19 protein-coding genes and 4 pseudogenes are annotated in these 20,692 nt (G+C 67.6%); 13 read left to right on the top strand and 10 right to left on the bottom strand.

Annotated elements, in window-relative coordinates:
- Positions 1–159: 159 nt before the first annotated feature.
- Positions 160–1,173, bottom strand: a complete 1,014-nt coding sequence (locus C7T91_RS08680; RefSeq protein WP_108258908.1) for a LacI family DNA-binding transcriptional regulator — start codon at positions 1,171–1,173, stop codon at positions 160–162.
- Positions 1,174–1,427: 254 nt separating this feature from the next.
- On the opposite strand from C7T91_RS08680, the gene C7T91_RS08675 reads away from it, so the two are divergent.
- From C7T91_RS08675 to C7T91_RS08655, 5 genes are read left to right on the top strand one after another with little or no spacing between them, the layout of a single operon-like run.
- Positions 1,428–2,471: an ABC transporter substrate-binding protein gene (locus C7T91_RS08675; RefSeq protein ID WP_108258907.1), complete on the top strand. Its 1,044-nt coding sequence runs from the start codon at positions 1,428–1,430 to the stop codon at positions 2,469–2,471.
- 14 nt (positions 2,472–2,485) lie between these two features.
- Positions 2,486–3,535 carry an ABC transporter ATP-binding protein gene (locus C7T91_RS08670; protein WP_108258906.1) on the top strand — a complete coding sequence of 350 codons (1,050 nt, stop codon included), beginning with the start codon at positions 2,486–2,488 and terminating at the stop codon, positions 3,533–3,535.
- A complete protein-coding gene (locus C7T91_RS08665) occupies positions 3,532–4,449 on the top strand; it encodes an ABC transporter permease (protein ID WP_201742030.1) in 918 nt (305 codons plus the stop codon). Before C7T91_RS08670 ends, C7T91_RS08665 begins: the two co-directional genes overlap by 4 nt.
- A complete protein-coding gene (locus C7T91_RS08660) occupies positions 4,442–5,230 on the top strand; it encodes an ABC transporter permease (RefSeq protein ID WP_108258905.1) in 789 nt (262 codons plus the stop codon). The genes C7T91_RS08665 and C7T91_RS08660 overlap by 8 nt, the downstream gene beginning before the upstream one ends.
- Before the next feature lie 13 nt (positions 5,231–5,243).
- Complete coding sequence (locus C7T91_RS08655; RefSeq protein WP_108258904.1) at positions 5,244–6,158, top strand: phosphorylase family protein; 915 nt, start codon at positions 5,244–5,246, stop codon at positions 6,156–6,158.
- Between the two features lie 121 nt (positions 6,159–6,279).
- Here C7T91_RS08655 and C7T91_RS08650 read toward each other — a convergent pair.
- The 5 genes and pseudogenes from C7T91_RS08650 to C7T91_RS39225 all read right to left on the bottom strand — a co-directional run.
- Positions 6,280–6,544 (bottom strand): annotated as a pseudogene (locus C7T91_RS08650) (hypothetical protein); the annotation flags it as partial.
- 198 nt (positions 6,545–6,742) lie between these two features.
- Positions 6,743–7,012 carry an ATP-binding protein gene (locus C7T91_RS08645; protein WP_108258903.1) on the bottom strand — a complete coding sequence of 90 codons (270 nt, stop codon included), beginning with the start codon at positions 7,010–7,012 and terminating at the stop codon, positions 6,743–6,745.
- Between the two features lie 52 nt (positions 7,013–7,064).
- Positions 7,065–7,280: pseudogene (locus tag C7T91_RS39230) on the bottom strand (ATP-binding protein); the annotation flags it as partial.
- Positions 7,281–7,337: 57 nt separating this feature from the next.
- Positions 7,338–7,574, bottom strand: a complete 237-nt coding sequence (locus tag C7T91_RS31465; protein WP_145962815.1) for a hypothetical protein — start codon at positions 7,572–7,574, stop codon at positions 7,338–7,340.
- Positions 7,516–7,908, bottom strand: a complete 393-nt coding sequence (locus tag C7T91_RS39225) for a Mu transposase domain-containing protein (protein WP_407943279.1) — start codon at positions 7,906–7,908, stop codon at positions 7,516–7,518. The genes C7T91_RS31465 and C7T91_RS39225 overlap by 59 nt, the downstream gene beginning before the upstream one ends.
- Before the next feature lie 1,147 nt (positions 7,909–9,055).
- On the opposite strand from C7T91_RS39225, the gene yaaA reads away from it, so the two are divergent.
- Complete coding sequence (gene yaaA / locus C7T91_RS08630) at positions 9,056–9,838, top strand: peroxide stress protein YaaA (protein ID WP_108258901.1); 783 nt, start codon at positions 9,056–9,058, stop codon at positions 9,836–9,838.
- Here the strand turns inward: yaaA and C7T91_RS08625 are convergent.
- Entirely contained in the window at positions 9,760–10,416 is a 657-nt protein-coding gene (locus C7T91_RS08625; RefSeq protein ID WP_161555806.1) for a LysR family transcriptional regulator, read from the bottom strand. The genes yaaA and C7T91_RS08625 overlap by 79 nt on opposite strands.
- A 111-nt stretch (positions 10,417–10,527) precedes the next feature.
- Here C7T91_RS08625 and rhmD point away from each other — a divergent pair, with 111 nt between their 5' ends.
- From rhmD to C7T91_RS08585, 7 genes are all read left to right on the top strand, one after another.
- Positions 10,528–11,712 (top strand): L-rhamnonate dehydratase, encoded by a 1,185-nt coding sequence (rhmD, locus tag C7T91_RS08620; protein WP_108258899.1) that lies wholly within the window; start codon positions 10,528–10,530, stop codon positions 11,710–11,712.
- A 60-nt stretch (positions 11,713–11,772) separates the two neighbouring features.
- Positions 11,773–12,756, top strand: a complete 984-nt coding sequence (locus tag C7T91_RS08615) for a TRAP transporter substrate-binding protein (protein WP_108258898.1) — start codon at positions 11,773–11,775, stop codon at positions 12,754–12,756.
- 2 nt (positions 12,757–12,758) lie between these two features.
- Positions 12,759–13,241: a TRAP transporter small permease gene (locus C7T91_RS08610; RefSeq protein ID WP_108258897.1), complete on the top strand. Its 483-nt coding sequence runs from the start codon at positions 12,759–12,761 to the stop codon at positions 13,239–13,241.
- Positions 13,238–14,524: a TRAP transporter large permease gene (locus tag C7T91_RS08605; RefSeq protein WP_108258896.1), complete on the top strand. Its 1,287-nt coding sequence runs from the start codon at positions 13,238–13,240 to the stop codon at positions 14,522–14,524. The genes C7T91_RS08610 and C7T91_RS08605 overlap by 4 nt, the downstream gene beginning before the upstream one ends.
- A 20-nt stretch (positions 14,525–14,544) precedes the next feature.
- Positions 14,545–15,291 (top strand): SDR family NAD(P)-dependent oxidoreductase, encoded by a 747-nt coding sequence (locus tag C7T91_RS08600; RefSeq protein ID WP_108258956.1) that lies wholly within the window; start codon positions 14,545–14,547, stop codon positions 15,289–15,291.
- Between the two features lie 40 nt (positions 15,292–15,331).
- The gene (locus C7T91_RS08595; RefSeq protein ID WP_108258895.1) at positions 15,332–16,171 is read left to right on the top strand and encodes a fumarylacetoacetate hydrolase family protein; all 840 of its coding nucleotides are present in this window, start codon (positions 15,332–15,334) and stop codon (positions 16,169–16,171) included.
- Between the two features lie 610 nt (positions 16,172–16,781).
- Entirely contained in the window at positions 16,782–17,186 is a 405-nt protein-coding gene (locus tag C7T91_RS08585) for a M35 family metallo-endopeptidase (RefSeq protein ID WP_108258893.1), read from the top strand.
- 4 nt (positions 17,187–17,190) lie between these two features.
- On the opposite strand, the gene dxs is transcribed toward C7T91_RS08585, so the two are convergent.
- The 3 genes and pseudogenes from dxs to C7T91_RS08570 form a co-directional block, all read right to left on the bottom strand.
- Positions 17,191–19,116 carry a 1-deoxy-D-xylulose-5-phosphate synthase gene (gene dxs, locus C7T91_RS08580; protein ID WP_108258892.1) on the bottom strand — a complete coding sequence of 642 codons (1,926 nt, stop codon included), beginning with the start codon at positions 19,114–19,116 and terminating at the stop codon, positions 17,191–17,193.
- Positions 19,117–19,133: 17 nt separating this feature from the next.
- A pseudogene (locus tag C7T91_RS08575) lies at positions 19,134–19,511 on the bottom strand (polyprenyl synthetase family protein); the annotation flags it as partial.
- Between the two features lie 1,044 nt (positions 19,512–20,555).
- Positions 20,556–20,654: pseudogene (locus C7T91_RS08570) on the bottom strand (IS5/IS1182 family transposase); the annotation flags it as partial.
- Between the last annotated feature and the right edge of the window lie 38 nt (positions 20,655–20,692).

Here is a 20,692-nt window from a genome sequence, read left to right as displayed (position 1 = left end):
ACACGGCTGCCCCGGCTCCGTCCAGCCCCGCGAGGCTGCAGCTTGCCCGGACCGGCACCCCATGTGTCCCTCAGATGCCCCTCTCTCCGCCCATGCCCGCGAGGATGGCCGAAGGTCAGCGGGAAGGCAGGTCATCCCGGTAGCTCATCTGCACGGCCCTCAGCTTGCCGGCCCGAGCGGACCCGGTCCGATGACCTCCTGGATCGGCGGATCGGCCGGCCGCTCGATGCGGCCCAGCAGGGCCTCGACCAGTTTCCTGCCCGCAAGCGCCATATCGACGCGATGTGCCAGGACCGGCAGCGCAAGGTAGCCGGAAAGCCGGGTATTGTCGCGCGAGATTAAGGCCACATCCTCGCCGGGGACGAGCCCGCGCTGGCGCAATGCGGCGATCGCGCCAAGGAGACCCAGCTCGCTGGCGCAGATCAGCGCGCTTGGCGGATCCGGCCGGTCGAGCATCCGTGCGAAGGAAATCTGGCTGGCCTCCAGGCTGAAATCGTCCTGCCCGACCAGCGCCGGATCCGGCGCGATCCCGGCAGCCGCCAGGGCGGCGTCATATCCGGCCAGGCGGTCGCCGCTGCTGACATCCGCGCCGGCCAGCAGCTGCAGCGCGATGCGGCGGTGCCCGGCCCGGAGAAGATGCGCCGCGGCCTCCCGCGCGATCCGGAAATTGTCGATATCGACATAGGCATGCCGGCTCTCGCCCGCGGACCGCCCGAAGCTGGCAAAGGGGACGCCGTTCTGTTCCAGCCAGGCGACGCGGCGGTCGTCCCGGGTCATGCGGGTGATGATGACCCCGTCAGACGCGCCCAGATGGACGATCTTGCGCAGCGCCTCGAGCGTGTCCTCCTCGGGCAGCGGCGACTGGATCGCCAGCGTGTAGCCGCGCGCCCGGGCGGCGACGGTCATGCCCTCGATCAGCGGCAGCCGCGCGATGTCCGAGAGGTAGGCGCGCGCTTCCAGCGGCAGCACCGCGGTGATCCCGTGCGTCCGGCCGGTGCGCAGCGCCAGGCCGCGCAGGTTGGGCACATAGCCCGCTGCCTCGGCTGCGGCCTTGACCCGCGCAACGGTCTTCGGGTGGACCTCGGGCCCGTCCTTCAGCGCGCGCGACACGGTGGTCACCGAGAGCCCGAGGCTGTCGGCGATCTGGCGGAGATTGGGGCGGGCAGAGGTCATGTCGTCTCCGGAAGGCGGGGGTCATCCGCCAGATTGCCCGCGCCTTGCGGGGAAGGAAAGATGCCCCTTGGGCAGATTGCAAGCGGTTGCGCAAAATTAAGGCAGACGCGGCGGGTTTGACTGGAAAGATCGATTGCAGGCTAACGAATAACTTCCCGACATCGCGTTTTTTCGGAATCGTAACGTTACGATTCGAAGAAAGGCGGCAGACTCGCCGCGCTTAGAGACAACACCAGACCTGACAGGGGTGCCCGATGAACCTTTCCCGCTGCCTGCCCTCCGCGGCGCTTGCCATGGCCCTGGCAAGCCCGCTGGCCGCCCAGACGCTGACCATCACCACCTCGGGCGGCGATTACGGCGCCGCGCTGCGTGACGCCCTCTGGGCTCCGGCGGCGGCCGAACTGGGCTTCGAGATGCGCGAGGACAGCCAGAGCGACAGCCTCGCCGCGCTGCGCATGCAGGTGATGTCGGGCGCAGTCTCCACCGACGTGATCCAGATGGGCTCGCTCGAGGCTGCGCAGGCCGCGACCATGGACCTTCTGGAACCGCTCGACCCGGAGATCGTCGATATCGACGGCCTGCCCGAAGGCGCGCGGAACGATTACTGCCATCCGTTCGACAGCTACGGCACGGTGATGGCCTGGAACACGGAGACCTTCGGCGACGCCCCGCCGCGGAGCTGGGCGGATTTCTGGGACACCGAGACCTTCCCGGGCCGCCGGGCGCTGCGCGCCAATGCCCAGGACCTGCTGGAAATCGCGCTCCTGTCCGAGGGCGTCGCGCCGGACGAAGTCTATGACGTGCTGGAAAGCGGGGACGGGCTGGCGCGCGCCATCGCGCGGCTCGAGGAGCTGAAGCCCGATGTCGCCGTCTGGTGGAGCTCGGGCGCGCAGTCGACGCAGCTTCTGAAGGATGGCGAGGCCGATCTGGTGGTGACCTGGAACGGCCGCGCGGCCAATGCCGCCGCCGATGGGGGGGCGGCCGGCTACACCTTCGCGGGATCGGTGATCGGCACCGACTGCCTCGCGGTTCCGGCCGGGGCGCCGCATCCCGAAGAGGCGATGAAGCTGATCGCCGCGATGACCACGGCCGAGCGCGAGGCGCGGCTGACCGACCATATCCTCTACGGCCCGGTCAACCCGGCGGCCTACGAGACCGGCCTGATCCCGGAAGACCGGCTGGAGCTCCTCGCCACCGCACCCGCCAATGCCGGAAGCTCGGTCTATTCCGATCCCGCCTGGTGGGTCGCGCATGGCCAGGAGGCGCAGATCGCCTTCGACGAGATGATGAACCGCTGAGCCGGGGGAGAACCATGGCACCGCTTCCGATCACGCTCGACGCGCTGCGCAAGACCTACGGGGACTATGTCGCGCTCGACGATGTCTCGCTGGCGATCCGCCCGGGCGAGTTCCTGACGCTGCTGGGGCCCTCGGGCTCCGGCAAGACCACGCTCCTGATGGCGCTGGCGGGCTTCGTGCGCCCCGAGGCCGGGCGCATCCTGATCGGCGACCGCGACGTCACGCGGCTGGCGCCGAACCGCCGCGACATCGGCATCGTCTTCCAGAACTACGCGCTCTTCCCGCACATGGATGTCCTGGCGAATGTCGAATACCCGCTCAGGCTGCGCAGGGTGTCCCGCCGGGAGGCGCGCGAGCGGGCCATGTCCGCGCTCGAGCGGGTCAAGCTCGGCGCCTTCGCCGGGCGGGACATCTCGCAGCTGTCGGGCGGCCAGCGCCAACGCGTGGCGCTGGCCCGCGCCATCGTCTTCGAACCGCGGATCATGCTGATGGACGAGCCGCTTTCCGCGCTCGACAAGAACCTGCGCGAGCACATGCAGCTGGAGATCCGCCGCCTGCATGACGACCTGGGCATCACCACGATCTATGTCACCCACGACCAGCGCGAGGCGCTGACCATGTCCGACCGGATCGCCGTCATGAAGGACGGGCGCATCCGCCAGATCGACGCGCCGCAGGACATCTATTGCCGCCCCGGCTCGGGATTCGTCGCCGAATTCATGGGCGAGGCCAACATCCTGGCGGGCGGCGACTGCCGCGCGGCCGACGGCGGCACGCTGTCTTCCGCAGCGACGCTGATGGTACGGGCCGAAAACCTGCATCTCGATCCGGCGGATTGCGGTCCGGACGGCATCCGGCTCGACGGCCGTCTCGCGGGCAAGGCCTATCGCGGCGAGAACTGGCTCCTGCAGGTGGAACTGCCGTCGGGCCGCGAGCTGATGATGTCGATCCCCTCGGCACGCTCGGAAGGCTGCGAGGAACTGTCGCCCGGCGATCCGGTGGCCGCCTTCGCCGCGCGCCGCCATGCCCATCCGATCCCGGCCCCGGAGCCGGAGGCGGCATGACCGGAACTGCCGCGATGACCGCCCCCGCAACCCCGGACCGGGACACCCGCGCCGGACTGCGCCGCGATGCCAGGCGCGAGCGCGCCTTCTTCCTGTCGCTGTCGCTGCCGGCGCTGCTGCTGGTCGGGCTCTGCGCCATGCTGCCGATCTTCTGGATCCTGCGCCAGAGCGTCATGACGCTGCGCGGAGAGTTCACCCTCGCCAACTGGGAGAAGCTGCTGTCGAGCGCCCTGACCTGGAAATCCGTCTGGACCACGGTCGAGCTTTCGGGCGCGACGCTGGTGCTGTGCATGGCGCTCGGCATCCCGCTGGCGCTGGCGCTGGCCTCGGCGCCGCCGAAGATCGCGAACCGCCTGCTGATCCTCGTCATGCTGCCGCTCTGGACCTCGATCCTCGTGCGCACCTATGGCTGGCTGGTGCTGCTGCGCCGCGACGGGCTGGTGAACCAGGCGCTGACCGGAACCGGCATTGCCTCCGAGCCGCTGGCGCTGGTCTACAACTTCACCGGCACGCTGATCGGCATGGTGCATTTCATGCTGCCGCTCTTCGTGCTGCCGGTCTATGCCGCGATGCGCGACATCGACGGCAACGCCATCCGCGCCGCCGCCAGCATGGGGGCCAGCCTGCCCCGGACGCTGGCGACCGTCGTTCTTCCGCTTTCGGCGGGGGGCATCCGCTCGGGCGCGATGATCGTCTTCATCTACACGCTCGGCTTCTTCATCACTCCCGCCGTGCTGGGCGGCGGCCAGGTCAGCCCGGTGGCAATCCGCATCGAGAAGGTCATGTCGACCTTCCAGGACTGGGGCCAGGCCTCGGCGCTCGGCGTGCTGCTGCTGATCCTCGTCGCCATGGCGGCGGCGATGCTGGCGGCGGCGCGGCGGCTGATCGGCCGGAAAGGAAAGACCCATGCTTGACGCTTTCGACGCCCGCGGCTTCCGCGCGGGGCTGTGGATCTACGCGGGCGCGGTGCTTGCCTTCCTGATCCTGCCGACGCTGATCGTCATCCCGATCTCCTTCTCGGCCTCCGACCTGCTGGAATTCCCGCCGCGGGAATTCTCGCTGCGCTGGTACCAGACCTTCTTCGGCTCGGCCACGTGGATGGCGGCGCTGAGGACCTCGCTGATCCTGGGCGTGCTGACTGCGGCGCTGGCCGTCCCTTCGGCGCTCCTGGCCTGCGTGGCGATGGACCGGATCGGCGGCAGATCGGCGAAGGCGCTCGGCGGCTACGTTCTGGCACCGTCGGTGATCCCGGGCATCCTGCTGGCGATCGGACTGTTCTTCGTGCTGGCCAAGCTGCGCCTCATCGGCACGCTGGGCGGCATTCTGGTCGGCCATGTGGTGCTGGCCATTCCGGTCGCGGTCATCGTGCTCAGGCCGGCCGTGGCCCGCTTCGACTGGGGCCAGGTGACGGCCGCGCGCAGCCTCGGCGCGGGCTGGGCCCGGGCGCTGGTGCAGATCCTGCTGCCGCAGATGTCCTTCACCCTGATGACCGCCGCGCTCATGGCCTTCCTGACGTCGCTCGACGAGGCCGTGATCTCCATCTTCGTCTCCTCGGGCCAGAACTCCACGCTGCCGAAGCTGATGTTCCTGTCGCTGCGCGACCAGATCGACCCGACCATTGCCGCCATTTCGACCCTCTGGAGCGTCCTCGTCATCGGCATCGTGCTGATCGTCAATGCGCGCCGGACGGCCTGACAGGGAAAGACCCATGACCACCGAACCCGCCATCTCCCCCGAAGCCCGCGCCGCCGCGATCCCGCAGGTCGGCTTGGCGCTGATCACCGGCTCGGCCAACTGGGGCCTGGCCTTCCCCGAAGACCTCGCGATGGAGGGCATCACCGTCCTTGCCCGCGATCTCGCCTACGACACCCCCTGGGGCCCGTCCGAGAACTGGAAGCTCCTCGAATTCGACGGCGCGCTGACGCCCGAAGGCAGGCCCAAGCGCGCGCTCTGCATGTATTCGCACGGCAATCCGCGCGACGAGATCGACCATGAATGCCACCGCCGCGCCTTCTGGGTGCTGCAGCAGGCAGGGGTGAAGCGGGTCCTCGCCTGTTCCACCATCGGCGCGCTCAACAAGGCAATCCAGCCGGGTGACCTGGTGATCAATGCCGACATCATCGAGCTGACGCAGACACCGTACTCCCTGCTGCCCGGGCGGCAGCGCTTCGACGCCTCGGGCAAGGCCATCGTCTGCGCTTCCTGTGCCGCCGTGCTGGCCGAAGAGGCCCGCCGGGTCTGGCCCGCCGCCTGCCGGGTCCATGGCATCGAGCAGGGGCTGGTCGCCGCCCATGCCTATGGCCCGCGCCTGACCACGCCCGCCGAGGCGATCGCCTTCCGTTCGATGGGCGCGGACGTGATGAACCACTCGATTGCGCCCGAGGCGACGCTGAGCCGCGAGATCGGCGCCTGCTTCGTGCCCTGCGCCTTCGTCACCGCCGGCTTCAACGACTACATGGACCGCGGCCGCGGGACGCTGCTTCAGAAGGGCGTGCTGCCCTCGCTGTCGCGTCTCTGCTCGGAGCTGGCATTGCGCGCGGCGGCGAGGCTGCCGGCAGCGGGCGACTGCAGTTGCCATGCACTGAAGACCCCGCAGCCCGCGGAGCGCTACGACCGGTACTGAGCGCCACGGCGGCACGCAGGCGGGAGGGCTCGCGCTCGCGGCATCGCGATGCGGGCCCATCCATGGCGGAGCATTCAATCGCCGGGAAAAGGTCCCCCGGACCTTTGCCCGGTCCGGCTCATGTCTCCACCGTGCTGCGGCGGTGGTGCCCGCTCCAGTTCTGCCAGAGTGCCCGGCCCAGATGCTTCGATGCCCTCAGGATCTCGTTGCGTGCGCGGGCCCCTGCGGTGTCCGGCTTCCAAGGCCGGGCGTTTCGGCGGGGCGGAAGTGAGGAGGTTCAGCAAAAGCTCCGGGGGACCTTTTGCCCGGCGAACCGCTGCCGCGTCACGGGCGGCGATGGCGTCATGGCTGGCGCGGGTGTCGCAGGCGCCGCCACCGGCTCGAGTACCGCTGGCGACGCCTGCGCCAGCTGTCAAGCGACAGCCAGTTTTACGGGATAAGGCGACACACAGTCTTGCGATTTGTGTCGCGCAATCCTCATCCTGCTCTTCGTCAGGGCGCGGTCGGTTGGGTGGTGCGACGAGCAGGCCGGGGCACGTGCAGACCTGATTTATCAGAGCGTGGCCCGGCCTGCGGCGGTTGGATCAGGCGCTTTCCTTCTTCAGGATGTCCTCAAGGTCTCGGAGCCGGTAGGAGCGGCCCTTGATGTTGAGGAAGTGGGACCGGTGCAGCAGCCGGTCCAGGATCGCTGTGGCGAGCACCTCGTCGCCTGCAAGGAGTTCCGTCCAGTCCCGCACGCTCGTGTTGGTGGTGATCAGGATAGCGCCGCGGCCGTAGCGGTAGGTGACCAGCCGAAAGAGTGAGGGGCCGTGCGCCACAGGTCCGAGCGCGGCCCCCGAACGATGCTTGCTCACGGCACATCGCCTCGAAGCCCAATTCGTCGATGATCAGGAGCGCCGTGGACATGTCCTTGCGCCGCCGGAGCCGACTTGGCGGCAGGCCGGGGTCATCCCGAAGTGCAGTCATCAGCTCGGCGAAGCGGTAGTACTGGACCGGGAAACCGAGTTGGACAGTTTTCACCCCGAGGCTGGCGGCCAAGTGCGTTTTGCCCGCGCCTGGCGGCCCCTGCAGCAACACCGTCTCATTGCCACGGACCCAGGCGCCGGTGGCCAGCGTCTCGATGCGCGACCGCTCGATCGCGGGCTGAAACGCGAAGTCAAAGGTCTCGAGTGTCTGCCCTTACGGCAGGTTCGAGAGTTTGAGCGCGGTGCGAATTCGGCGCTCTTCGCGTCCCGGCAATTCGATGTCCGCCAACTGATCAAGGAAGGCATGCGGGGCCATCTCTTTGGCAAGCGCCCCATCGAGAACATCGCCGAGATGCTCCGCGGCATGGCCGCAACCCAATGCAATCGACCGTTCACGGGTCCGGTCGATGTCGAGCCTCGGCCGTCCCGCGGCCTTCGTCGTCCCGCTCATCGGGCGACCTCCGCCAGCAGGTGGCAGGTCTCGATGGCCGGCGCGCGACCGGTGCGTCGATCAGTTCCCGGATCTTCCGGCCCATCCTGCAAAGCGGCGGCGGGGCGATCACCCGGTCGTCGGACTCCCCGTCATAGTGGGACTGGTCGATCAGCAGCCGGGCATCCTTGCCGCGCGGGTGCCGGGCAACGATCTCGCAGGACTTCAGAACCTGAACGGCGCCGGCAATTCTGCGGAGCTCGACGGTTTTCCCGATCAGGTGGAAGGGCACACTGTGCTGGCGGCTCTCAAACGAGACCAACCTGTCGATCCCGAGCTTCCGGCTAATGGCCACGCCGAACGGAACCGGCAACGGGTGCGGCAGCGGGGTCAGCCGCCGCTTCTCCGCCTCCCCTGCCTCGGCGACGGACGTACCCGTGGCAGGGCAACGCCGGTCATGGTCGCGCGCCGCGATCTGCTCGTCTGCCCAGGCTTGCAACTCCTCAACCGTCGCGAAGCTGCGGGCGCAGGGATCGATCCCGTGGCGCTGATCGCGTACCCGTCGCTCGACCTTGCCCGTCCGCCATGGTCCTCGGACCGGTGGCGGCCTCGTGGCGAACTCTCCCCCCTCCGGCGCGCCCGGATCCGGGTCGCGGGATACGTCCGTTTCCAGAACCGCTGAACCGAACGCAGGCTGCCGCCGTAGCCGTGCTCGTGCTCCAGCCAGGAATGCGGCGCTGCCAGGTTCAGCCCGGTATCCGACGTCGATTGCCGCCAGTGCTCGATCGCGTCCGCAAAGGCTGCCGCCTTCTGCGGCTGCGCGCAGCGACCGTCAGCGGCCCCGACCTTCATGCGCCGCACGTGATGCCGAACCGCGCCCTCGCTCACACCCAGCAGTCGGGCGATCCCGGCCCCCGTCGCTCCCCGCTCATCCAGAACCTTGATTGTCATGCGGGCCTCTTCGTTCAGCCGGCCCATTTCCTGCCCCGGGATCTTCTGCTCAGGGACGTCTTGGCCGGAGGCGACAGCAGGTAAAACTGGCTGTCGCCTTGGCTCGTCCTTCGCATGTCGCCGTACAACCTCGCCTGGACATCCCATTTCCTCGCAACCGGCATTGACGGCACCGTGACGCCGACGCTCTTCACCCAGAGTTTCGGCTCCGGCACCTACGTCACCGAGCTTTCGGTCAAGGATGGCTCGGATCTGTTCCCGGTGAAATCGATTGCCGTTTGCGATCCGGCTGCGGTGCCGCTGCCTGGGGACCGGGCTGGCGCTGCTTGCCGGTCTCGGGGCTCCCGCGGCATCTGTCCGCAAGCGCGCAGGCCGAGCGACACGGACCTGCAAGATCCCCGGCGGGCTCGTCGAGGCACGCGGGGGCCGCCGCTTCCGTCCGCGCGGCATGACTCCGCCAGGTTCCGTATCGGAAATCCTTGCGCGCCATGGTTGGATTCCCAATTTGCTGGGTGTACGATCAGGTGCCCCCACCAGATATGGAGAGTTCCATGCTCGTCACCGTTTCCCCGGCCAAGAAGCTCGACTGGACCGATCCCGGCATCGCCGAGGTGACCGAGCCACGCTTCCTGGAGGATGCGGCCTATCTGGCGGGCGTTGCGGCGGAGCTGTCGGTGGCCGAGCTGCGCAAGCTGATGGCGATCAGCGAACCGCTGGCAAAGCTCAACCGCGAGCGGTTCCAATCCTACCGGGCGGAGACGCCCGAAGATGCCCGTCCGGCGGTGCGCGCCTTTGCCGGGGACACCTATCAGGGGCTCGAGGCGAAGACGCTGGACGAGGATGCGCAATACTGGGCGCGCGGCCATCTGCGGATCCTCTCGGGGCTCTACGGCCTGCTGCGCCCCTATGACCTGATCCAGCCCTACCGGCTGGAGATGGGCAGCCGCCTGCAGACCGCCAAGGGCAAGAACCTCTATGAATACTGGGGCAGCCGCATCGCGGAGGCGCTGAATGCCGATGCCGAAGAGGCTGGGGCCGCCTGCCTGGTGAACTGCGCCTCGATCGAGTATTTCAGTGCGGTCGATACCGAGGCTCTCGCCGTTCCTGTGGTCACGCCGGTCTTCCTCGAGGAAAAGAACGGCACCGCGCAGGTCGTCAGCTTCCATGCCAAGCGGGCGCGCGGGGCGATGGCGCGCTTCGTGATGGAACGGCGCATCGACCGGGCCGAGGGCATCGCGGAATTCGACACCGGCGGCTACCGCTTCCAGCCGGACGACAGCACGCCCGACCGCCCGGTCTTCCTGCGCAGCGCAGCGGCGGCGGCCGCCGCCTGACCGGCTGCTGCCACCGGCCGCCCGGACAGGCCGTGGCCGCGCCGCGCGACCAGCGCCAGCGGCTCCAGCGCCAGCGGCTCGAAATCGAAGATCGCGCGGTAGCGGGTCTGGCTGAACCGCCCCACCGCGATGTCGACATCGCCGGTTTCCAGCATCTCGAGGATCTGGTCGCTGGTCTCGCCCATCATCCGCACGGTCAGCAGCGGATAGAGCTGCTTCATGTCGGCCACCGCGCGGGCGACCAGATCCGGCGCGGCCCCCATGATCGCGCCGATCACCAGCGTGCCGGCCCCGCCCAGCCGCCGGTCGCGGAATTCTTCGGAGAACCGCCCGAGATGGCCCAGCATCGTCCCGGCGAAGCCGATCGCGTAGTCGCCAAGCTCGGTCGGCGCCATGCCGCGCGGCTCGCGCCGGAACAGCGGCGCGTCGAGCTCGGCCTCCAGATCCGCCAGCATCTTCGACATGGTCGACTGGGTCATGTTCAGCGCCCGCGCCGCCGCATGCATGGTCCCATGTTCGGCCAGGGCCTGGATCAGCGCCAGATGGCGGAATTTCAGGTAGCTCGCCAGATCGCGCATGGGTCCTCCACTGCGTTCGCAAAATACGATCGATGTCGACGTTATCTTCATTATTCATGCATCGCAATCCTGCCTAAGACAGGGGCCGAGGAGACATGAGGAGGACACTCCATGGCCACGCCGATCATCCGGCAGGTGCGCGCCCACACCGTCACGGGCGGCGGCGCAGACTATCACGACCAGGACGACGGTCACTGGATCGATGACCGCATCGCCACGCCGATGTCGAAATATCCGGCCTTCCGCGACAGCCGCCGGGATTTCGGGATCAACGTGCTCGGCACGCTGGTCGTCGAGATCGAGACCGATACCGGCGTGACTGGCTTTGCCGTGACCACCGGCGGCGAGCCTGCCGCCTATATCGTCGAGAAGCACCTGGCGCGCTTCCTCGAGGGCCGCAAGGTCACCGATATCGAGCTGATCTGGGACCAGATGTTCAACGCCACGCTCTATTACGGGCGGCGCGGGCTGGTGCTGAACGCGATTTCCGGCGTCGACCTGGCGCTGTGGGACCTGCTGGGCCAGGTCCGGCAGGAACCGGTGCATGCGATGATCGGCGGCGCGGTGCGCGACGAGCAGGTGTTCTATGCCACCGGCGCACGGCCCGACCTGGCCAAGGACATGGGCTTCATCGGCGGCAAGATGGCCTGGCGGCACACCGCCGCCGAGGATGCCGCGGGCATCAAGGCCGAGATGGAGATCCTCGGGCGGATGCGCGATGCGGTCGGACCGGATTTCTGGCTGATGTACGACTGCTGGATGAGCATGGATGTCGATTACGCCACCCGCGCCGCGCTTGCCGCGCATGAGCTGGGGCTGAAATGGATCGAGGAATGCCTGCCGCCGGATGACGTCTGGGGCTATGCCGAACTGCGCCGCCGCGTGCCCGACGGCATGCTGGTGACCACCGGCGAGCACGAGGCGACGCGCTGGGGCTTCCGGATGCTCCTCGAGATGGAGTGCTGCGACTTCCTGCAGCCCGATGTCGGCTGGTGCGGCGGTCTGACCGAGCTGCTGAAGATCTCGGCGCTGGCCGACAGCCACGGCAAGATGGTCGTGCCGCACGGCTCCAGCGTCTACAGCTACCATTTCGTGATGACCCGGCAGAACAGCCCCTTCGCGGAATTCCTGATGATGGCGCCCAAGGCCGACAAGGTCGTGCCGATGTTCTCGCCGATGCTCGAAGGCGAGCCGGTGCCGCAGAACGGGAAGCTCAACATCTCGGCGCTCGACAAGCCCGGCTTCGGCGTGACGCTCGCGCCCGGCCTGAACCTGAAGCGTCCCTATACCCATTGACCATGGCCGGTGTCCCGGCGGAGGAGCCGGGCGCCGCAATTTCCCAGGGAGGAACATGACATGAAACCCGCGACCCTTTCGGGCGTCGCGCTGGCAACGGCGCTGCTTCTGGGCAGCACGGCGCTGGCCGACACCACCATCCGCTTCGCCCACCACCTGCCGACCACCTCCGAGCAGCACATGGCCGCCGAGCGCTTCGGCGCGCTGGTCGCCGAGCGCTCGGGCGGCAGCCTGACCGTCGAAATCATGCCCGCAGGCCAGATGGGCGGCCAGCGCGAGGTCATCGAGTCGGTGCAGATCGGCACGCTCGACATGGGCTACGGCGAAAGCGGGCTCTATGCCAATTACGTGCCCGCCTTCGGCATCCTGACGCTGCCCTATCTCTATGACAGCCCCGAGCACTGGCGCCGCGTGGTGCTGGGCGAGACCGGCGAGGGGCTCGGCCAGGAACTCGAGGCCGCGACCGGCCTCGTGGTGATGAACTGGATCGAATCCGGCTACCGCGACACCTACACGACCGACCGCGAAATCCGCGCCCCGGCCGATTTCGAGGGCATGAAGATCCGCGTCCCGGAAAGCCCGGTCTTCGTCGAGACCTTCGCTGCGCTCGGCGCCCAGCCGACGCCGATCCCGTCGCCGGAAATCTACACCGCCATGCAGACCGGCGTCGTCGCCGCGATGGAGGGCACCCCCGAGGTCGGCTATATCCAGCGGATCTACGAGGTGGCCGGGCATCTGAACAAGACCCGCCACATCTTCTTCGACGGCAGCTTCGTCACCAGCCGGATGTTCCTCGACGGCCTGTCCGAAGAGGAGCGTACGATCGTCATGGAGGCGGCGGCCGAAGTGGCGGAGACCCAGCGCAACGAACGCGCCGGGCGCGAGGACGACTGGTTCGCCAAGCTTGCCGAAGAGGGCTTGGAGATCCACGAGGTCGATCCGGCGCCGTTCCGCGAGGTGCTGGCCCCGCTGCAGGACACCTTCGCGCAGCGCGCCGGGGCCGAAGATCTGCTGCAGGCGATCCGCGACGCCGGGGACGACTGACCATGATGCGCGGTGACCGCTTCCGCCGCGCCGCCGACAGGGCCATCGCCGTGCTGACGGCGGTGGTCGTGACGGTGTTCTCGGTGATGATGGCGCTCGTGTTCGTGCAGGTCGTCGACCGGTTCGTGCCCGCCTTCGGCTGGTTCTGGACCGAGGAGCTGGTGCGGATGCTGCTGATCTGGTCGGTGATGCTCGGCCTGCCGGTGGTGCTCTACCGGCACGAGGAAATCCTGGTCGAGATCCTGCCCTTGCCGGAACGGCTGACCGTCTGGCGGCTGCGGCTCGCGGCCCTGCTCGGGGCGGTGTTCCTCGGGCTGCTGGCCTGGCACGGCGTCGCCTTCACCGAACGCAGCGGCAGCTTCCCGTCACCGACGCTCGGCATCGCGCGTGCCTGGCTCTATGCGCCGATCCCGCTTGGTGCGGCTCTCGGCATCGTCGCGCTGGCCATCCGGCCGCGCCTGGGCGAAGGACGAACCCTCGCATGACCGTGCTCCTGCTCTTCGTGCTCTTCACGCTGCTCCTCGTGCTCGGCGTGCCGGTGGCCTTCTCGATGGGGCTCTCGGCGGCGGCGATCCTGATCCTCGACGGCGGCGTGCCGCTGATGGTGCTGCCGCAGCGCTTCTTCTCCTCGCTCGACAGCTTCCCGCTGATGGCGATCCCGCTCTTCATCCTGGCGGGCAACCTGATGAACGTGAGCGGCATCACCAATGCAATCGTCCGGGCCGCCCGCGCGCTGGTCGGCCATGTCCGCGGCGGGCTGGGGCAGGTCAACATCCTGACCTCGGTGATGTTCTCGGGCATTTCCGGCTCGGCGGCGGCGGATGTCGCGGCGGTGGGCTCGATGCTGCTGCCGGCGATGAAGAAGGAGGGCTACAAGCCCGAGCATGCGGTGGTGATCACCGCGGCCTCGGCGATCCTCGGCCCGATCATCCCGCCGAGCCTGCTGATGGTGCTCTACGGCGCGATGACCGGCCTGTCGATCGGCACGCTCTTCCTCGCGGGCATCCTGCCGGGCCTGACCATCGCGGCGCTGCTGATGGCCTGGGTGTGGTGGAATGCCGACCGGATCGGCGGCGAGCGCCATGCCCGCGCCAGCCTCTCCGAGATCGGCGGCAGCCTGTGGCGGGCGCTTCCGGCGCTGGCGCTGCCTGTGCTGATCATCGGCGGCATCCAGTCGGGCTTCTTCACCGCGACCGAGGCGGGCATCCTCGCCGTGGTCTATGCGCTGGTCTTCGGCGCCGTGACGCGGCAGCTCGACCTCGGCAACACGCTGCGGCTGACCCGGGATGCGGCGATCTCCACCTCGGCGATCCTGATCATCCTCGGCGGGGCCGCGCTCTTCGCCTGGATCATCGCCCGCGAGGGCTTCCCGGCGCAGCTCGCCCAGGCGCTGCAGGGGCTGACCGAGAACCGCTATGCCGCGCTGGCGCTGATCATCGTCGCGCTCCTGGCGCTGGGGATGTTCGTCGAGACGATCTCGGCGCTGATCCTGGTCACGCCGATGCTGGCGCCGATCGCGGCGGTCTATGGGCTCGACCCGATCCATTTCGCGGTGGTGATCGTGGTCTCGGTGCTCCTCGGCTCGATCACGCCGCCGGTGGCGATCATCCTGATCCTCGCCTGCCGGATCGGCGAGGTCCCCTATGCCGCCACGCTGCGGCCCTTCCTTCCCTACTTCGCGATCATCGTCGCGGGGCTTCTCGTCATCGCCTTCGTGCCGGAGGTCACCCTGTTCCTGCCGCGGGAACTCGGCGGCTACGGCCAGTGAACTTCCGAAAGGACATCAACATGAACAGCATCGACCTGAAAGGCCGCCGCGCGGTCGTCACCGGCGGCGCCCAGGGCATCGGCTTCGCGGTCGCCCGCCGCTTCGTCGAGAGCGGCGCCAAGGTCTCGGTCTGGGACCGCGACGCGGAACTCGGCCGCGCCGCCGTGGCCGAACTCGGCCCGAACGCGGAATTCCGCGAGATGGACCAGACCGACCTCGCCTCGGTCGAGGCCGCAGCCGCGGCGACCGAGGCCGGGATCGGCCCGGTCGACATCCTCGTCGCCAATGCCGGGATCGCGGGGGCCAACGCGACGCTCGCCGAATACGATCCGGCGGAATTCCAGCGCGTCATCGACATCAACCTGGTCGGCGTCTTCAACCTGAACCGCACGCTGGTCCAGGGCATGATCGCGCGGGGCTACGGCCGGATCGTCAACGTCGCCTCGATCGCGGGCAAGGAAGGCAACCCGAACGCCTCGGCCTATTCGGCCTCCAAGGCCGGGGTGATCGCGCTGACCAAGTCGCTGGGCAAGGAGACCGCGGGCAAGGACATCGCGGTCAACTGCATCACCCCAGCTGCGGCGCGCACCCGCATCTTCGACCAGATGACCGAAGAGCACATCAACTACATGCTCTCGAAGATCCCGCGCGGGCGCTTCCTCGAAGTGGCCGAGGCCGCCAACATGGTGGCCTGGCTCGCGAGCGCCGAGAATTCCTTCACCACCGGCGCGGTCTTCGACCTCTCGGGCGGCCGCGCGACCTACTGATTTCCCTGACAAGACACGGCAAGACAAGACGGAGAGAAAGATGAAACTCCTGCGTGTGGGCGCCCCGGGCGCCGAAAAACCCGCGATCCTCGACGAGGCCGGCGTGGCCCGCGACCTGTCGGGCGTTGTGGACGACATCGCCGGCGCGGCGCTGACCCCCGAGGGGCTGGCGCGGATCGCCGCCGTCGATCCCGCGACCCTGCCCGAGCTGCCCGCGGGCCGCATCGGCCCCTGCGTCGGCCAGGTGGGCAAGTTCCTCTGCATCGGCCTGAACTATGCCGACCATGCCGCCGAAAGCGGCCTGCCGGTCCCCGAAGAGCCGGTGATGTTCTCGAAGGCCACCTCGGCGATCTGCGGCCCGGATGACGACGTGAAGATCCCGCGCGGCTCCGAAAAGACCGACTGGGAGGTCGAGCTCGGCGTGGTGATCGGCAAGCCCGGCGTCTACATCTCCGAAGAGGACGCGCTTGATCACGTGGCAGGCTATTGCGTGGTCAACGATGTCTCCGAGCGCGGCTTCCAGATCGAGCGCGGCGGCCAGTGGGTCAAGGGCAAGAGCGCCGACACCTTCGGCCCGATCGGCCCCTGGCTGGTCACCGCCGACGAGGTCGCGGACCCGCAGAACCTCGGCATGTGGCTCGAGGTGGACGGCCACCGCTACCAGGACGGCTCGACCGCGACCATGGTCTTCGGCGTGCGCCACCTGGTGCATTACGTCAGCCAGTTCATGTCGCTGCAGCCGGGCGACATCATCACCACGGGCACGCCTCCGGGCGTCGGCATGGGCCAGAGCCCGCAGGTCTACCTGAAGGGCGGCGAAACCATCCGCCTCGGCATCGACGGCATGGGCGTGCAGACCCAGAAGGTCGTCCACGCCTGACCTGCGGCCGGGGGCAGCCCTCCGGTCCCGACCGCCATGGAAGGCGCGCCGCAGCTGCGGCGCGCCTTTTGCCTTGGGCAGGCCGGTGCATTGCGGATGACAGGCGGCCTTGCTGTCCTGCGGGCGTCGTCCCTGGCCGTGGAGAACGCCCCGGTCAGGCAGCGGGCGCATCCCCGGCGGATGCAGCGTTGTCTGCGGCTGGCGCGGCAACCGGACGGCGCGGGACTTTGTGCCGGGGACCAGCCGGCCGCGAGCCGGTCGATGACCGCTGCCGGCAGCCTGGTANCGGCCGACCTGCCGCGCGATCTCGGCCACGCGCAGGCCCTGGCCGGAGAGCTCCCGGATGATCCGCCGTTCCCTGAGGTCGAGCCCGACATGCGCCGTCGGGCAATCTCCTGTTTTCACGCAGAATAGTGGAGATGCCGAAAGCCGGGATGGAATGTACCGCAAGCCATGATCGAAGCAGCCGGCCAGCGTGCGGTGGAGCTGGCCGCGCGGACACTGGGGTAGAGCACCCCTGTCGACGGATGGTTCGCCGCGGCTGACCGGACCACGGTCTTCGCCAACCTGCGCATGACGCACGCGGTGATCAACGCCCCCCAACCGGTGCGTGACCTTCGTCAACCGCGCCGGAGGGGTCCTGCGCGTCGAATGCAATTCCGACAATCTCTACCAGAACCAGCTGATGCCGGTCGGCCAGTCGGAAACACTGGTCGATCCCGACGGCTCGGGGGCAATCGCCCATGCCTTTCCCGCCGACCGCCACCATGCCGATCCCGGCCCGAAACGCACCGTGTCCCATGTCGGTTCGGGGATGCGGATATGCCTGACCGATCTGTTCTTCGGCCTCGACGCGGACAACCAGAGCGCCACCGTCCATCACGAGCTGCCCCACAAGGTGCTCGCGACGAACGATCCCGCCCATGGCGTCGTCGCCTGCAGGCGGCTGTCGACCGATCCGGCCCGCGCGATCCGCAATGCGGACAGCGACGCGATGTTCGCCCCGAACTGCTGAGGCCTCAGCCCTGCCGCGCCAGCGTGCCGATGCCCAGCACGTCCTGAACCTTGGCCTCGATATCCTCGGCATTCATCTCAGCCACCGCGTACATGTCGCGCGGGCTCGCCTGGTCGATGAACTCGTCGGGCAGCACCATGGAGCGGAATTTCAGCCCGCGGTCGAAAACGCCTTCTTCGGCCAGAAGCTGCGCGACATGGCTGCCGAAGCCGCCGACCGCGCCTTCCTCGATGGTGATCAGCGCCGGGTGCTCGCGCGCCAGCCGCAAAATCAGCTCGCGGTCGAGCGGCTTGGCAAAGCGCGCATCGGCGATGCTGACCTGGATGCCCTTCGCCGCCAGCCGCTCGGCCGCGGTCTCGACCTCGGAAAGCCGGGTGCCGAAGCTGAGGATCGCCGCCGCCGTGCCCTCGCGGATCATCCGGCCCTTGCCGATTTCGAGCGGCTGCCCGCGCTCCGGCATCTCGACGCCGACACCCTCGCCGCGCGGGAAGCGGAAGGCGATCGGCCCGTCGTCATGCGCGGCGGCGGTGGCGACCATGTGCACCAGCTCCGCCTCGTCGGCGGCGGCCATCACGGTGAAGCCCGGCAGGTTGGCGAGGAAGGCGATGTCGAAGCTGCCTGCATGCGTCGCGCCGTCGGCGCCGACAAGGCCGGCCCGGTCGATGGCGAAACGCACAGGCAGGCGCTGGATCGCCACGTCGTGCACCACCTGGTCATAGCCGCGCTGCAGGAAGGTCGAGTACATCGCGCAGAACGGCTTCATGCCGCCGGCCGCGAGACCCGCGGAAAAGGTGACGCCATGCTGCTCGGCGATCGCCACGTCGAAGACCCGGTGCGGGAAGCGCTCGGCGAAGAGGTTCAGCCCGGTGCCGTCCGGCATCGCCGCGGTGATCGCGACGATCTTGTCGTCCCGCGACGCCTCGTCGATCAGCGCATTGGCGAAGACCTTGGTATAGGCCGGCGCGTTCGAAGCCGCCTTCTTCTGCTCCCCGGTCACCACGTCGAAGCGGGCGCGGGCATGGCCGCGGTCCAGCGAGTTCTCGGCCGGCTCGTAGCCCTTGCCCTTCTTGGTGATCGCATGGATCAGCACCGGCCCGTCGGCATGGGCCTTCACCGCGCGCAGGAGCGGCACCAGCGTGTCGAGGTCATGGCCGTCGACCGGACCGAGATAGCTGAAGCCGAGCTGTTCGAACAGCGTGCCGCCGGTGACGGAATGCTTCAGCATCTCCTTGGCACGCTTGGCGCCTTCCTGCAGCGGCGGCGGCAGGAATTTCACCGCGTCCTTGGCGACCTGCTTGAACTCGTGGAACGGCGCAGCCGAATAGAGCCGCGACAGATAGGTCGACATCGCGCCGACCGGCGGGGCGATCGACATCTCGTTGTCGTTGAGGATGACGATCATGCGGTTCTTCAGGTGGCCCGCATTGTTCATCGCCTCATAGGCCATGCCTGCCGAGATCGAGCCGTCGCCGATCACCGCGATGCAGTCGCCGATGCCGTGTTCGGGGCGGCCGCCGAGATCGCGGGCCACGGCGAAGCCGAGCGCCGCCGAAATCGAGGTGGAGCTGTGCGCCGCGCCGAACGGGTCATAGGGCGACTCGGAGCGCTTGGTGAAGCCCGACAGCCCGTCCTTCATCCGCAGCGTGCGGATGCGGTCGCGGCGCCCGGTCAGGATCTTGTGCGGATAGCACTGGTGGCCGACATCCCAGATCAGCTTGTCGCGCGGCGTGTCGAAGACCGCATGGATCGCCACGGTCAGTTCGACCACGCCGAGCCCGGCGCCCAGATGGCCGCCGGTCACGGAGACCGCGCTGACGGTTTCGTCGCGCAGCTCGTCGGCAAGCTGGCGCAGCTCGCGGATCGACAGGCCCTTCATGTCAGCGGGCTCGTGCACCTTGTCGAGCAAGGGGGTCTGGGGTTGGTCGGCCATCGGGCCCTCCGTCGCGTCTAGCGTTCCCGCGAGATAACGAAGCGCGCAACGTCCCGCAAGGTTGCAGCCCGGTCTCCGTAGGGGGCGAGCGCGTCGCAGGCTTCCTCCACCAAGGATGTGGCACGCGCACGGGCGCCGTCCAGTCCCAGAAGGCCGACGAAGGTCGCCTTTCCGGCCCCGGCATCCTTCTGCAGCCGCTTTCCGGCCTTTTCCGGGTCGCCGGTGACGTCGAGAATGTCGTCGGCAATCTGGAAGGCAAGGCCGAGGGCGGTGGCATAGGCGGTCATCGGCGCGATCTCGGCGCGGCCGAGCCGCGCGCCGGCCTCGGCCGACCAGCGGATCAGCGCGCCGGTCTTGTTGCGCTGCAGCTCGATGATCTGCCCGAGCGCCAGCGGCGCGGGCCAAATTCCGGCTTCCAAGTGTCGAAGTTCGGGGTGTGGTGATTGATCGGGAGAGCTGATGCCGGATAATTATAGCAAAGTCATACTGGTAGGGAGTTTGGAGCTCCTACCATTTGCGGCTTGAAGTCACTTGGAAGACCGTCTCTTCAATGATCGAAAGACCTTGATTTTCCGAATTTACCAAGTGTAACAACCGAAACGAGAAATCCCAGAACCGTTTTCTCCCGGAAGGACCTGTTGCAATCGAGGCAGAGGCGGGAGTTTTTAAGGATTCCCTGTTTCAGCTTAATTGTATGCGTACGTTCCCTGCAGAGCGGGCACTTCATTACTAATTCCCCAAAACTTGTTGTCGAAATAATGACTTCGGGAGACTGGAAAACGGGGGTGCGCTTGTCAAGTAAACTTGCGCTACATGATGAAGGCGTTGATGATGCTTGGGTGAGTGGGCATTCTTCACGCAGTGATGGTCACTGCCATGCCCTTCCATGCACAGCCCCCGACCGTGAGGACGGGGAAAGCGCTTGAGCTGTCGAAAGTCTTCCTCCAGCGCCGATCGCACGACTGCGATGGTCGGCATCTGTCACGGCGGTACTGGAGGTATGGTCGATGTCGCAAGTGAGGGCCTGGCAAGCACTCGGATCCCTTGGCGTGGTCGCTGCGGCGGGGATCACGATCTCTTGGGTTTGCTTCTGTGCAGAACCCCTGAGATTCTGCTCCAGATCGGCGTGGCCTCGCCTTGCGCTGAGAGCTTTGCGAAGCGTGTCCGCCACTCGGCCTCCGAAATTTCCTTTCGAAGATAGGCGTCGCGTAGTTCACCGAGTTTGCGTCGGGAGGTCGCATTGTAGAAATCTGGCATGGTACACCAACTTTGATATTTGATACTTAACAGATGCAATTTTTCTGCCGACGGGCGTATAGTGCTGAATTTTTCATTTGTCTACACAATTAAATATGGATTCGCGCGATTAACGCCCTGTCTTGCTATGTGGCTGACCGGGTACGCCTCAGGTCGTGTCGCAAATATGGTGGAAATTGCCGCCTTTCCAGCCAGACGAGAAGCGACCCTCGCCGCTTCAAGGCAGCATTGTAGGATTTCCAGTTGGTCGTACGGTAGCGGGCGGGTTCTGGCTTCGTCATGGCAGGCTCTTAATCCACAGAATCACGCCGTGAATCCC

It is taken from the genome of Mangrovicoccus ximenensis (genome assembly GCF_003056725.1).
GTDB classification, from domain to species: domain Bacteria; phylum Pseudomonadota; class Alphaproteobacteria; order Rhodobacterales; family Rhodobacteraceae; genus Mangrovicoccus; species Mangrovicoccus ximenensis.
The sequence above is the reverse complement of the archived record's forward strand: the minus strand, read 5'-3'. Positions and strand labels throughout refer to the sequence as shown.